This window comes from Geodermatophilus sp. SYSU D01180, from assembly GCF_054050415.1.
The window spans coordinates 12,919-26,307 of sequence record NZ_JBJGZH010000026.1 but is presented as its reverse complement, the minus strand read 5'-3'; the positions used below and the strand labels follow the sequence as shown (position 1 = coordinate 26,307).

Annotated in this window: 11 protein-coding genes; 8 read left to right on the top strand and 3 right to left on the bottom strand. The window is 76.1% G+C overall.

Features of this window, described 5'->3' with window-relative positions; all coding sequences use genetic code 11:
- Positions 1-15: 15 nt before the first annotated feature.
- Entirely contained in the window at positions 16-1,197 is a 1,182-nt protein-coding gene (locus ACI8AA_RS19585) for a hydroxymethylglutaryl-CoA reductase (protein ID WP_457046048.1), read from the bottom strand.
- A gap of 144 nt (positions 1,198-1,341) precedes the next feature.
- Here ACI8AA_RS19585 and nagB point away from each other — a divergent pair, with 144 nt between their 5' ends.
- Positions 1,342-2,157: a glucosamine-6-phosphate deaminase gene (nagB, locus tag ACI8AA_RS19580; protein WP_457046047.1), complete on the top strand. Its 816-nt coding sequence runs from the start codon at positions 1,342-1,344 to the stop codon at positions 2,155-2,157.
- Here nagB and nagA read toward each other — a convergent pair.
- A complete protein-coding gene (gene nagA / locus ACI8AA_RS19575) occupies positions 2,120-3,283 on the bottom strand; it encodes an N-acetylglucosamine-6-phosphate deacetylase (RefSeq protein ID WP_457046046.1) in 1,164 nt (387 codons plus the stop codon). The two genes, nagB and nagA, sit on opposite strands and share 38 nt — an antisense overlap.
- Positions 3,284-3,365: 82 nt before the next feature.
- Between nagA and ACI8AA_RS19570 the strand changes: the two genes are divergently transcribed.
- The 6 genes from ACI8AA_RS19570 to ACI8AA_RS19545 all read left to right on the top strand — a co-directional run bounded on the left by ACI8AA_RS19570 (position 3,366) and on the right by ACI8AA_RS19545 (position 10,732).
- Positions 3,366-5,129 (top strand): glycoside hydrolase family 2 protein, encoded by a 1,764-nt coding sequence (locus ACI8AA_RS19570; RefSeq protein WP_457046045.1) that lies wholly within the window; start codon positions 3,366-3,368, stop codon positions 5,127-5,129.
- A gap of 105 nt (positions 5,130-5,234) precedes the next feature.
- Entirely contained in the window at positions 5,235-6,764 is a 1,530-nt protein-coding gene (locus ACI8AA_RS19565; RefSeq protein ID WP_457046044.1) for an ABC transporter substrate-binding protein, read from the top strand.
- On the top strand, positions 6,761-7,705 hold the full coding sequence (locus tag ACI8AA_RS19560; protein WP_457046074.1) for an ABC transporter permease: 945 nt from the start codon (positions 6,761-6,763) through the stop codon (positions 7,703-7,705). The genes ACI8AA_RS19565 and ACI8AA_RS19560 overlap by 4 nt, the downstream gene beginning before the upstream one ends.
- Positions 7,702-8,640 carry an ABC transporter permease gene (locus tag ACI8AA_RS19555; protein ID WP_457046043.1) on the top strand — a complete coding sequence of 313 codons (939 nt, stop codon included), beginning with the start codon at positions 7,702-7,704 and terminating at the stop codon, positions 8,638-8,640. The genes ACI8AA_RS19560 and ACI8AA_RS19555 overlap by 4 nt, the downstream gene beginning before the upstream one ends.
- A complete protein-coding gene (locus ACI8AA_RS19550; protein WP_457046042.1) occupies positions 8,637-9,668 on the top strand; it encodes an ABC transporter ATP-binding protein in 1,032 nt (343 codons plus the stop codon). The genes ACI8AA_RS19555 and ACI8AA_RS19550 overlap by 4 nt, the downstream gene beginning before the upstream one ends.
- Complete coding sequence (locus ACI8AA_RS19545; RefSeq protein WP_457046041.1) at positions 9,665-10,732, top strand: ABC transporter ATP-binding protein; 1,068 nt, start codon at positions 9,665-9,667, stop codon at positions 10,730-10,732. Before ACI8AA_RS19550 ends, ACI8AA_RS19545 begins: the two co-directional genes overlap by 4 nt.
- Positions 10,733-10,793: 61 nt before the next feature.
- Here the strand turns inward: ACI8AA_RS19545 and ACI8AA_RS19540 are convergent, their stop codons facing one another.
- Positions 10,794-12,521 (bottom strand): helicase-related protein, encoded by a 1,728-nt coding sequence (locus ACI8AA_RS19540; RefSeq protein ID WP_457046040.1) that lies wholly within the window; start codon positions 12,519-12,521, stop codon positions 10,794-10,796.
- Positions 12,522-12,830: 309 nt separating this feature from the next.
- Here ACI8AA_RS19540 and ACI8AA_RS19535 point away from each other — a divergent pair, with 309 nt between their 5' ends.
- Complete coding sequence (locus ACI8AA_RS19535) at positions 12,831-13,346, top strand: hypothetical protein (protein WP_457046039.1); 516 nt, start codon at positions 12,831-12,833, stop codon at positions 13,344-13,346.
- Positions 13,347-13,389: the final 43 nt, after the last annotated feature.

Genomic DNA, 13,389 nt, shown 5'->3' with positions numbered 1-13,389 from the left:
GTACGCCGGGCCGGGTCACCGGTTGCGGCCCAGCGCGTCGTGGCTGGTGACCCAGTCGCCGGCGAGGATCGCCGAGGTCAGTGACACGTCGCCGGCCAGCACCACGCCGGCGCAGATCTCGGCGAACTTCTGCACCTTGCCCGCGCCGTAGCAGCCGAGCAGCTCCAGGCACTCGCGCTGGGTGGGCAGCCCGGTCCCGCCGCCGTAGGTGGCCACGATCAGCGAGGTCAGCGTGGTCGACCAGTAGTAGTCGCCGTTCTCCAGCAGCTGGGTGTAGGTGACGCCGGAGTGCGACTCGCTGACGTTGGCCACGTCCTGGCCGGTGGCGATGAACAGCGCGGTCAGCCCGTTCGCCGCGTGCGCGCCGTTGTAGGCCGCCCCGGACATGAACGAGCCGGCCATGCCGATCTGCCGGTACTCGAACAGGTCCCGGGTGTCGACGCCGGTCAGCCGCTGCAGCACCTCCCGGGGGATGGTGGCCTCGGCGACGACGCGCTTGCCGCGGGTCATGAGCATGTTGATCTGCGAGTGCTTCTTGTCGGTGTCGATCGCCCCGGACAGCACGTAGCGCGGGTGGTCGGGGTGGTTCCCCCGGATCCACTCGCAGGCGGCCAGCGTCGCCTTGCCGGTCATGTTCTGGCCCGCGGCGTCGCCGGTCGTGTAGTTGACCCGCAGGTACCGCAGCGGCCCGATCTGGTGCTGGCCGATGTAGGTCAGCCGGCCCGAGCGGGTGGTGGACTCGGCGGCGGCGCGGATGTCGTCGAGGTGCTCGTCCACCCAGCGGCCGAACTCCCGGGCCTGCAGGGCGTCGTCGAACATGAACGCCGGCGCCCGCTGCATGTGGTCGTCCACCACGGTGGTGCGGATGCCGCCGCTCTCGCCGAGCACCCGCATCCCGCGGTTGTAGCTGGCCACCAGCGTGCCCTCGGTCGTGGCCAGCGGGACGAAGAAGTCGCCCTGCGCGTGCTCGCCGCGCAGCGTCAGCGGGCCGGCCAGCCCGATGGGCACCTGGGCGACGCCGGTGAAGTTCTCGATGTTGCCCGGCAGGACGGCGGGGTCGAAGGAGTACCGGCGGACGTGGTCGAGGCCCGCGCCGGTGCGCTCGGCGACGAAGGCCTGGCGCTTGTCGGCCATCTCGCGGGTGTAGTCGTGCTCGCGGTCGCGGGGGATGCGGGTGCGGTGGGTGGTGTCGGTCATCAGGGCACCTCGGCTCGGATGCGGACGGCACACCCAGTGTGATCCGGCTCACGTCCGTCCGCGACTCCGGCCCTGGCCCCGTGGCCGGTCCGCGCGGCCACGGCGCTCCCGGTCGCTCCCCGAGCGGGGTGGGACAGTGGCCGGGTGGAGGTGGTCGTCCTGCCCGGCCCGGACGACGTCGCCCGGGCCGCCGCCGACGTGGTCGCCGACGTCGTCCGGCGCCGGCCCGGGGCGGTGCTGGGCCTGGCCACCGGGTCCTCGCCGGTCGGCGTCTACGCCGAGCTGGCCCGCCGGGTCGCCGCCGGGGAGCTCGACCTCTCCGGTGTCACCGGGTTCGCGCTGGACGAGTACGTGGGGCTGCCGCCCGGGCACCCGCAGGCCTACGCGGCGGTGATCGCCCGCGACGTCACCGGCCCGCTGGGCCTGGACCCGGCGCGGGTGCACGTCCCCGACGGCGGCGCGGCCGACCTCGAGGCGGCGGCGGAGGAGTACGAGCGGGCGATCGCCGCGGCCGGCGGCGTGGACGTCCAGCTGCTCGGGATCGGCGCCAACGGGCACATCGGCTTCAACGAGCCGACGTCGTCGTTCGCCTCGCGCACCCGGCTGACGACCCTCACCCCGCGGACCCGCGCCGACAACGCCCGCTTCTTCGCCTCGCCCGACGAGGTGCCGCTGCACTGCCTCACCCAGGGGCTCGGCACGATCCTCGAGGCGCGGCGGCTGCTGCTGGTCGCGCAGGGGAGCGCCAAGGCCGAGGCGGTCGCGGCCGCCGTCGAGGGGCCGCTGGCGGCCATCTGCCCGGCCTCGGCGCTGCAGCTGCACCGGCGGGCGACCGTCGTCGTCGACGAGGCCGCCGCGGCGCGGCTGACCCTGCTCGACCACTACCGGCACGTGTACGCGGCCAAGCCGCCTGGCAGCGGCCCTAGCGGATCCGGCGCCCGGCCGCCCACACGGACGTGACGGACCGGTCCGGGCCGAGGACGACGAGGTCCGCGGCGACGCCGGGGGCCAGCCGGCCCAGCCGGTCGCCGAGGCCGAGCACCCGCGCCGGGGTGGCGGTCAGCGCGGTGACCGCGGCGACCGGGTCGACGCCCGCGGCCAGGGCGGTGCGCAGCGCGGCGTCCTGGGTGAGCGTGGAACCGGCGATCGTGCCGGTGCCGGCCAGCACCGCCCGGCCGCCGCGCACGGTGACCGCCCGCCCGCCCAGCCGGTGGTCGCCGTCCCCGGCGCCGGCGGCGGCCACCGCGTCGGTGACCAGCGCGACCCGGCCGGGCGCGCCGGCCAGCAGCAGCCGCGCGACGACGGGGTGCACGTGCACGCCGTCGAGGACGAGCTCCAGGGCGACCCGCGGGTCGGCCAGCGCGGCCCCGACCGGGCCCGGCTCGCGGTGGTGCAGGCCCGGCATGGCGTTGAGCGCGTGGGTGAGCAGCCGGGCGCCGGCGTCGAACGCGGCCGCGGTGAGCGCGGCGTCGGCGTCGGTGTGCCCGACCGCGACGACGACGCCGGCGGCGGTGAGGTCGCGCACCGCCTGCAGCGCGCCGGGCAGCTCGGGGGCGACGGTCACCTGGCGCAGCGTGCCGCGCGCCGCGGTGAGCAGCCGGTCGACGGCGTCCGCGGTGGGGGCGCGCAGGTGGCGGGGGTCGTGCGCGCCGCAGCGGGCGGGCGCGAGGAACGGGCCCTCCACGTGGGCGCCGAGCACGGTGGGGTCCGCGGCGGCCACCTCCGCGATGCCGGCCAGGGACGCCTCCAGCTCGGCCAGCGGCGCGGCCACCAGGCTGAGCACCGAGCGCGTGGTGCCCGCGGCGCGGTGCACGGCCAGCGCGGTGCGGATCGCGTCGGGGCCGTCGTCGAAGGCCGCGCCCCCGCCGCCGTGCGCGTGCAGGTCGACGAAGCCCGGGGTGAGCTCGGCGCCGGCCAGGTCGACGGTCTCGCCGGCGGTGGGCGGCGGGCCGGTGCCGGTGGCGGCGATCGTGTCACCGTCGAGCAGCACCCAGCCGCCGTCGGTGACCCCGCCGGCGTCGAGCAGCCGCGCGCCGGTCAGCAGGGTGCCCGTCCCCGCAGGCCCGGGACCACCCGCCAGGAACACGTCGGGATCCTCCTCCACACGGGGCGGGGAACGGCGGCCGCCGTGCCGTGCGGGGGCTGCCCGGGTCCGGTGAGGTGGGGGCGTGCCCGTCGCCGACGACCCGACCGCCCACCCCCGCCCGCTGCTGCGCCGGCCCTGGCGCCCGCTCGACGGGGACTGGCAGTTCGCGGCGGACCCCGACCTCGCCGCCACGCCCGGCACCGTGCGCCTCGACCGCACGATCCGCGTCCCGTACGCCCCGGAGACCCCGGCCAGCGGCATCGGGTGGACCGGCCCGCTGCGCCGCGCCTGGTACCGCCGCCCGCTGCCCGGCCGGCAGGGGGACCGCCGCACGGTGCTGAACCTCGGCGCGGTCGACCGCGTGTGCGACGTCTGGGTGGGCGGCGCGCACGTCACGCGGCACGAGGGCGGCTACACGCCGTTCCGGGTCGACGTCACCGAGCACCTGGGCGACGGCGCCGACCTCCTCGTCCGGGCCGACGACGACCCCCGCGACCTCGAGGCGCCGCGCGGCAAGCAGGACTGGCGCGACGAGCCGCACGAGATCTTCTACCCGCGCACCACCGGCATCTGGCGCACGCCGTGGCTGGAGTCCGTGGCCCGGGAGCACGTCACCGACGTCATCTGGCGCGGCGACCCGCGCACGCTGCGGGTCGACGTCCGGGTGGAGCTGTCGGTCCCCGTGACCCGCGCCCGGCTGCACCTGCGCCTGTGGGCCGGCGGGCGGCTGCTGGCCGACGACGCGGTCCGGGTCGACGGCGCGGTCGTCGAGCGGACGCTGCAGGTCGGCGACGGCGGCACCGACGACCGCTGGCACCTCACCTGGGAGCCGGGCCCGGACCCGGTGCTGATCGACGCCGAGGTCGCGCTGGTCCGCGACGACGGCGAGGTCCTCGACGAGGTCGCGAGCTACACCGCGCTGCGCTCGGTCGAGGTCGACGACGGGCGCCTGCTGGTCAACGGCCGGCCGGTGCCACTGCGCCTGGTGCTCGACCAGGGCTACTGGCCGCACACCGGCGCCACCCCGCCCGACGTCGCCGCGCTGCGCCGCGACCTGGAGCTCACCCGCGCGCTGGGCTTCACCGGCGCCCGCAAGCACCAGAAGACCGAGGACCCGCGGTACCTCGCCCTCGCCGACCGCATGGGCCTGATGGTGTGGGCGGAGATGCCCGCGGCGTACCGCCCCGGCCCGACGTCGGCCGCCCGGCTGCTGCGCGAGTGGGCCGAGGTGGTGGTCGCCCACCGCGGCCACCCGAGCGTGGTCGCGTGGGTGCCGCTCAACGAGTCGTGGGGCGTGCAGGAGGCGGCCGCCGACCGCGCCCAGCGCGGCCTGGTCGCGGCGCTGGCCGCCACCGCCGACACGCTCGACGGCACCCGCCCGGTCTCGGCGAACGACGGCTGGGAGGCCCTCGGCGGGGGGATCCTCGGCGTCCACGACTACGAGCAGGACCCGGCGGTGCTCGCCGCCCGCTACGCCACCGCCGCCGACCTGGAGCGGCTGGCCCGGGGACGGCGTCCCGACGGCCGGCTGACCGACCTCGACCGCGCGGGCGTCGCCGGCCGCGCCGTCGTCCTGTCCGAGTTCGGCGGGATCGCGCTGGACGCCGGGCCCTCCGACGCCGACCGCACCGAGCCGTGGGGCTACGCCGACGCCCGCTCCCCGGAGGACCTGCTCGCCCGCTACCGCGACCAGTGGGCCGCGGTGCACGCGAGCACCGCCCTGGCCGGCGCCTGCTGGACCCAGCTCACCGACACCTACCAGGAGGTCAACGGGCTGCTCACCGCCGACCGGGTGCCCAAGTGCGACGTCGAGGCGATCCGCCGGGCCACCACCGGAGCCGTGTGACGGCCGGGTCGAGGAAACGCAACGATCACCGTCTCGAACTGCGGGGACGACGGGACAGGGCCAGTGTCGGGGGCGGAGACGACACCGAGCCCCGCGGAGGTCCCTGTGCGCACGAACCGGCTCCTGCCCCTCGCCGCCGCGGCGGCCCTCGCCCTCTCCGCCTGCGGCGGCGGGGAGAGCGTCGACACCGGGGGAGGAGGGGGCGGCGGCGGGGGTGAGGACGTGCTCGTGGCCGCGGTCAGCGCCGAGCCCGACCAGTTCGACCCGCACGTCACCAACGCCTACGCGAGCTTCCAGGTGCTGGAGAACGTCTACGACACCCTCGTCGTCCCCAGCGCCGAGGACCTCACGATGCAGCCGAGCCTGGCCGAGTCGTGGACCACCAGCCCCGACGGGCTGACCTGGACGTTCACCCTCCAGGACGGCGTCACGTTCCACGACGGCAGCGAGTTCGACTCCGCCGACGTCGTCTACAGCTACCGGCGGATCATCGACGAGGACCTGTCCAACGCCTACCGCTTCGCCACGGTCGCCGACGTGCAGGCGCCCGACCCGCGGACCGTCGTCATCACCCTGACCCGGCCGACGCCGAACCTGCTCGAGCTCATCGGGTCGTTCAAGGGCATGGCGATCGTCTCGGAGAACGCCGCCGAGGAGTTCGACCTGCAGAGCGAGGCCAACGGCACCGGCCCGTTCCGGCTGGAGAGCTCCGACGCCAACGCCACCACGCTCACCGCCTTCGAGGACCACTGGGGCGGGGCGCCGGGCGTCGACGGCGTCGAGTTCCGCTACATCTCCGAGCCCAGCTCGGCGCTGACCGCGCTGCGCAACGGCGAGGTCCAGTGGACCGACAACGTCCCGCCGCAGAACGTGGCGGACCTCGAGGACGACGAGGCGGTCGAGCTCGGCTCGGTCACCAGCGTCGAGTACTTCTACCTGTCGATGAACTACGCCGTCCCGCCGTTCGACAACCGGGACGTGCGCCGGGCGATCGCCACCGCGCTGGACCGCGACGAGATCACCCAGGCCGCCCGCTTCGGCACCGCCCAGCCCAACCAGACCGCCATCCCCGAGGGCAGCCCCTGGTACCTGGACTACGCGCCGTTCACCCCGGACGAGGACGCCGCCCGCCAGCTGCTGGCCCAGGCCGGCGTGCAGACGCCGCTGACGATGGGGCTGATGGTCACCGACGAGTACCCCGAGACGGTGGCCGCCGCCCAGGTGATCGCCAGCGAGCTCGAGCCGATCGGCATCCAGGTGGAGATCCAGGAGGAGGACTTCGCCACCTGGCTGGACCGGCAGGACCAGGGCGACTTCGACGCCTTCATGCTCGAGTGGATCGGCAACATCGACCCGGCCGACTTCTACGAGAACCAGCACCTGTCCACCGGCGGCAGCAACTACCAGGGCTACAGCAACCCGCAGGTCGACGACCTGCTCACCCGCGCCGCCACCGAGCCGGACCAGGCCACCCGCAAGGGCCTCTACGACGAGGCCGCGCGGCTGATCGTCGACGACGTCAGCTACCTGTACCTCTACAACCCCGACGAGGTGCAGGCCTGGGTGCCCGGGCTGACCGGCTACCAGGTCCGGGCCGACTCGGCGATCGACTTCGAGAACGTGGAGCTGCCCTGAGCGGCTACCTGCTCCGGCGGGCCGGCCAGGCGATCGTCGTCCTGGCCGGTGTGAGCGTCCTCGTCTTCTCCCTGATCCACCTGGTGCGCGGGGACCCGGTCCGGCTGGCGCTGGGCACCCGGTACTCCCAGGAGACGTACGACGCCCTGCGGGAGCGGAACGGGCTGGACCTGCCGCTGGTCGAGCAGTACTTCCTCTGGGCCGGGCGGGCGGTGACCGGCGACCTCGGGGTGAGCTTCCGCAGCGGCGACACGGTGACCGCGCTGATCGCCGAGCGGCTGCCGGCGACGCTCACGCTGGCGTTCGCCGCGCTGCTGGTGGCGCTGGTCATCGCGCTGCCGCTGGGGATGCTCTCGGCGCTGCACCCGCGGTCGTTCGTCGACCGCCTGGCCACCGTCGTCAGCCAGTTCGGCATCTCGGTGCCCGACTTCTGGCTGTCGATCATGCTGATCCTGGTGTTCGCCGGGACGCTGGGCTGGCTGCCCTCGGGCGGCTACGTCCCGCTCACCGAGGACCCGCTGGGCTGGGCGCAGCGGCTGGTGCTGCCCGCGATCGCCACCGGCGTGGTCTCGGGCTCGGTGCTCACCCGGTTCGTCCGGTCGAGCATGCTCGAGGCGCTGGGCTCCGACCACGTGCGGACCGCGCAGGCCAAGGGCGTCCCGACCCGGCAGGTGCTCACCTGGCACGTGCTGCGCAACGCCCTGCTGCCGCTGGTCACGGTCACCGGCGTGCAGCTGGCCTACCTGCTGTCCGGCGTCGTCGTCGTGGAGATCGTCTTCTCCTGGCCGGGGCTGGGGCAGCTGGCCTACCAGGCGGTGCGCGACCGGGACTTCCCCGTGCTGCAGGGCGCGGTCCTGCTGTTCGCCCTGGTCTTCCTCGTCATCAACCTGCTGGTGGACCTGCTCTACAGCCGCATCGACCCGAGGATCGCCCGCCGATGACGCAGCTGCCGACGCCGGGCGCCACCCCGGCCGTCCCCCCGCCCGTCGAGTCGCTGCCGACGGCGGCCCCGCCGCGCCCGCGCTGGCGGGAGACCCTCGGCCTGCTCGCCCGCAACCCGACCGCCGCCGTCTCCGCGGTCGTGCTGGTCCTCATCGTGCTGGTCGCCGTGTTCGACGAGACGCTCGCGCCCGACGGCCCCAACGACCAGGACCCCTCGCTGCAGCTGCAGCCGCCGAGCTGGGACCACCCGTTCGGCACCGACGAGTTCGGCCGTGACGTGTTCAGCCGGGTGATCCTCGGGGCGTCGACGTCGCTGCGCGTCGGCTTCCTCTCCGTCGCGTTCGCCCTGGTCGTGGGCACGCTCATCGGCCTGCTCGCCGGCTTCTACGGCCGGTGGGTCGACGACACGCTCATGCGGCTGATGGACGTGCTGTTCGCCTTCCCGGCGGTGCTGCTGGCGATCGCGATCGTGGCCATCCGCGGCGCGGGGCCGGCCAACGCGATCCTCGCGATCGGCATCGTCTACGTGCCGATCTTCGCCCGGGTGACCCGCGCCAGCGTGCTCGGCGTGCGCGAGGAGGTGTACGTGCGGGCCTCCCGCTCGGTCGGCGCCTCGGACTGGCGGCTGGTCACCCGGCACGTGCTGCCCAACGCCGCGCCGCCGATCATCGTGCAGACCTCGATCAGCCTGGCCTTCGCGGTGCTGGCCGAGGCGGCGCTGTCCTTCCTCGGCCTGGGCCCGCGCCGGCCCGAGCCGTCGTGGGGGCTGATGCTCGCCGACGGCCGCGGCTTCATCGAGCAGGCCTGGTGGTACACGGTCTTCCCCGGCCTGGCGATCGTCGTCACGGTGCTGTGCTTCAACCTGCTCGGCGACGGGCTGCGCGACGTCCTCGACCCGCGGCAGCGCACCCTCATGGCCGGGGGCGGGCGGTGAGCGCCCTGCCCTCCGAGGAGCCCGGGACCGCCGTCGAACCGGTCCTGGCGGTCGAGGACCTCCGCGTGGACCTGCGCACCCCGCGCGGCACGGCGCACGTGGTCAACGGCCTGAGCTACACCGTCGGGCCGGGCGAGACGGTCGCCGTCGTCGGAGAGTCCGGCAGCGGCAAGAGCGTGTCGGTGCTCGCGCTGCTGGGCCTGCTGCCGGCGCGGACGGCGACGGTGACCGGCCGGGCGCTGCTGCAGGGCGAGGACCTGCTCACCATGTCCCCCGAGCGGCTGCGGCAGGTCCGCGGGCGCGGCGTCGGCATGGTCTTCCAGGACCCGATGACCTCGCTCAACCCGGTGCTCACCGTGGGCCGGCAGCTCGCCGAGGGCATCCGCGCGCACGGGACCGTGTCCAAGGCCGCCGCCCGGGCGCGCGCGGTGGAGCTGCTCGGCGAGGTGGGCCTGCCCGACCCCGGCCGGGCGGTGGACCGCTTCCCGCACGAGCTGTCCGGCGGCATGCGGCAGCGGGTGGTCATCGCGATCGCGCTGGCCCACTCGCCGTCGCTGCTGATCGCCGACGAGGCGACGACGGCGCTCGACGTCACCGTGCAGGCGCAGATCCTCGACCTGGTCGAGCGGCTGCAGGCCGACTCCGGCACCGGCGTCGTCTGGATCACCCACGACCTCGGCGTCGTCGCCGGCATCGCCGACCGGGTGCTGGTCATGTACGGCGGGCGCTGCGTGGAGGACGGCACCGTCGACGACGTCCTCGAGCGGCCCGTGCACCCCTACACCCGCGGCCTGCTCGGCGCGCTGCCCGACCTCGCCGCCGCCGACGGCGGCGACCTGGCCACCATCCCCGGGACGCCGCCCCCGCCCACCGACCTGCCCGCGGGCTGCGTGTTCTGGCCGCGCTGCCCGGTGCGCGGCGACGCCCGCTGCGCGACCGAGCAGCCGCCGCTGGCCGCCGTCGGGTCCGGGCGCGCGGGCCTGCCGCACCGGGCGGCCACGTGGTGTGCGGAGGGGGAGGCGTCGTGACCTCGACGACGGAGCGGGAGGTCCTGGTCTCCGCCCGCGGCCTGGAGGTGCACTTCCCCGTCCGCTCGGGCGGGCTGCTGCGCCGCACCACCGGCGTGCTGCGGGCCGTCGACGGCGTGGACCTCGACATCCACCGCGGCGAGACGCTGGGCCTGGTGGGGGAGTCCGGTTGCGGCAAGTCCACGCTGGGCAACGCGCTGCTGCGGCTGGTCCCACCCACGGGCGGCACGGTCACCTTCGACGGCACCGACGTCACCGCGATGGGCAAGAGGGAGCTGCGCGAGCTGCGGCGCCGGGCCGGGATGGTGTTCCAGGACCCGTTCGCCTCCCTCGACCCGCGGCGCACGGTGGCGCAGACGGTGGCCGAGCCGCTGGAGGTGCACGGCCTGCACCCGGGGCGGCAGGCGCGGGCCGCGCGGGTGCGCGAGCTGCTGGAGCTGGTCGGCCTGGACCCGGGCGTCGCCGCCCGCTACCCGCACGAGTTCTCCGGCGGCCAGCGGCAGCGGGTCGGCATCGCCCGCGCGCTGGCCGGCGAGCCGGACTTCCTGGTCTGCGACGAGGCGATCGCCTCCCTCGACGTCAGCGTGCAGGCGCAGGTGCTCAACCTGCTGCGCCGGCTGCAGCGGCAGCTCGGCCTCACGCTGCTGTTCGTCTCGCACGACCTGTCGGCGGTGCGGCACGTGTCCGACCGGATCGCGGTGATGTACCTGGGCCGGGTGGTCGAGGTCGGGCCCGCGGCCGCCGTCGCCGCCGAGCCGCAGATGCCCTACACGCGGGCGCTGCTGTCGGCGGTGCCGCTGCCGCACCCGGCCCTGGAGCGGTCCCGGCAGCGGATCGTGCTGCGCGGTGACGTCCCCTCGCCGGCGCGGGTGCCCAGCGGCTGCCGCTTCCGCACCCGCTGCCCCGACGTGTTCGAGCCCTGCCCCGACGTCGACCCGGCGCTGCAGCCGGTCGGCTCCGCGCCGGGGCACGTCGCCGCCTGCCACCTGCACGGCGTCGTCGGGGAGCCGGTGCAGCGGGAGCGGCCCGACGAGCCGGTCACCGCGGGCGACCCCGCGACCTGACCGGGCCGAGCACACGCGCAGCGCCCCTCCGGACGGCGGAGGGGCGCCCGGCGTGGGCTCGTCAGCCGCGGCCGGTGCGGGTGGGGCGCCGACCCTGGCGGGCGCCCGAGCGGGGGGTCCGCCGCCCGTCCCGGCCACCGGCGCGGGGGTGGCCGTCGCGCCCGCGCCCGCGGGGCGCGCTGCACGGGCGGCAGGTGGAGAACCACGGGGCGATCGCGGTGCCGCACTCGGCGCAGGCGCTGGACCGGCTGACCGCGATGGCGTCGGGCAGGAGCTCGCTGATCGCCTCGGCGCACTCCTCCTCGACCCACGCGGCGTCGTCGGCGTCCAGGCCCGCGACGCCGGGGAACTGCCGCAGCAGCGCCTGGGCGTCCCGCGCGGCCGCGGCGGCCTGCTCGAACTCCTCGACGCTGCCGTCGACCGGGACGTCGGGCAGTACCAGCTCCGGCCGCACCGGCAGGCCCGCCGCCTGCCGCAGCGCGGCGCGGGCGAGCACCAGCCAGCGGGTGCGCCGCGGCGGCTCGTAGTCGATGGGCAGCTGCACCAGGCGCCAGACGGTGCGCAGGTCGCCGACGGCGCCGAGCGGCCCGCGCAGCAGCGGCAGCAGCGCCCGCACCCGCAGCACCAGCTCACCGACGTCGTCCGGGGTCATCGCCGAGTCGCGGGTGGCGGTGCGGGCCCAGGCCTCCCAGCGGACCAGGGCCTCGGGCAGGTCGGCCGCCTCCACGGCGCCGAGGTCCTCGAGCTCCGGGCGCAGCCGCGCCCCGCGGGCCGGCAGGTCGCTGACCCGCTCGCCGCGGGCCACCTCCGCGCCGACGGCCACGAGCGCCGCCGAGGCGCGCAGGCCCGGCACACCGGCCAGGACGCCGACCGTCCCGTGGCCGGTCAGGCCGTAACGGCCGGCCCGCCCGGCGATCTGCGCGGCCTCCCAGCTGCGCAGCGGCCGCATCTCGGTGCCGTCGAACTTCGTCGTCTCGGCGAACAGCACGGTCGTGGCCGGGACGTTGATGCCGTGGCCGATGACGTCGGTGGTCACGAGGACGTCGAGCTCGCCGGTGGTGAACCGCTCGATGACCTCGCGCCGGGTCGCCGGGGGCAGCGCGCCGTAGAGGACGCCCACCTTCCCGGGCCGGTGCCGGTCGAGCTCGGCGGCGACGGCGTAGACGGTCTTGCGGGAGAAGGCGACGACGAGGGTCTGCGGGCGGACGCGCGGGGCGCGCACCGGCGCGCGCAGGACGTCGAGCCGGGACAACCGCCGGTGGTGGACGACCTCGACGTCGCCGGCGTCGGACACCAGCGGCGCCAGCTGCGGGTGGGCCTCGGCCGCCGAGACCAGGTGCATCTCGCGGTACTCGCCGGTGAGCAGCAGCCGGGCCCAGTGGTGGCCGCGGTCGGCGTCGGCGATCCAGTGCGACTCGTCGAGGACGAGCAGCTCGCCGCGCATCGGCGCCTTCTCCACCGTGCAGCAGAGGATCTCCGCCTGCGGGTGGATCTCCTCCTCGCCGGTGGACAGGCCGACGGCGCCCTCGGGCAGGCCGGCGGCGAGCTTGGCGTAGGCCTCGTGGGCGAGCTGGCGCAGCGGCGCGGCGTAGACGCCGGAGCCGGTGGCGGCCAGCGCCTGCAGCGACTCGTACGTCTTGCCCGAGTTCGTCGGGCCGAGGTGGAACACGACCCGCTGCGGCGGGGTCGCGCGGACGGGCAGTTCCGGCGCGGCGTCCTCGACCCACAGCTGCTGGGCGCGCCGCTCGGCGCGGGCGGCCTCACGCTCGGCGGCGCGGTCCGCCGTCATCGGGACGGGAGGGCGCTCTGCGGAAGGGAGCCGCACCCGGCGGCGGGTGGACGGCGAGGGAGCGGTCTCGGGCAGGGGGTGTCTCCGAACGGCGTGCGGGGCGGGGTCGACGCGGCGGGGCCGCGGACCGGGTCGGGAGGACAACACCGGCCGGAGCCGGATCATGCCCGCCGGCGCCTCACCGGAGTCTCATCCGCCTCTCATCCACCCCGCCCCGCGCCGCCCTAGCGTCGCCCTCCCGCGGACAGGCGGGACCCGCAGCGGACCAGGGAGGCCGAGATGCCACGCACGGTCGCGAGGAGGACGAGGGTGGCGGCGATCGGGCTCGGCGCGCTGGCCGGACCCCTGCTGGTGGCCGGGGTCGCCGGCGCGGACCCGGACACCGCCCTCTGGGACGGGCCCGCGCCGATCCCCCCGGCGAGCCCCTCGGCGGTGACCTCCGAGCTGTTGGCCCGCGGGTCCGCGGGCGAGTTCCGGCTCGTCGACGCGGACGCCGGGATCAGCCTCGCCGTCACCGAGCCGACGGACGTGGCGGTGGTCCGGGCCACCCTGGCGCCGCACTCGTCCACCGGCTTCCACACGCACCTCGGACCGTCCGTGGTCGTCGTCGTGAGCGGCACGCTGCGGATGGTCGAGCCCCCGCACCACCCCGGGAACGGCTGCACGGAGGAGACGTACCCGGCCGGCACCGCGTTCCCGCACCCGTCGGGGGTGCACACCCTCGCCAACGACGAGGCCGAGCCGGCCGTCTTCACGATCACCTACCTCGTGCCGGAGGCGGCGACCCCGGCACCGGTGCTCGTCGACCCGCAGCCCCAGTGCTGACGCCCCGCGGCGCGGCCGGGTGGGTCCTCCCGGGAGGCCGGGT

Bases quoted from the DNA above. Each gene is read 5' to 3' on its own strand.
- ACI8AA_RS19585 (WP_457046048.1), bottom strand. From the start codon at position 1,197: ATGACCGACACCACCCACCGCACCCGCATCCCCCGCGACCGCGAGCAC.
- ACI8AA_RS19555 (WP_457046043.1), top strand. From the start codon at position 7,702: ATGACGCAGCTGCCGACGCCGGGCGCCACCCCGGCCGTCCCCCCGCCC.
- ACI8AA_RS19540 (WP_457046040.1), bottom strand. From the start codon at position 12,521: ATGACGGCGGACCGCGCCGCCGAGCGTGAGGCCGCCCGCGCCGAGCGG.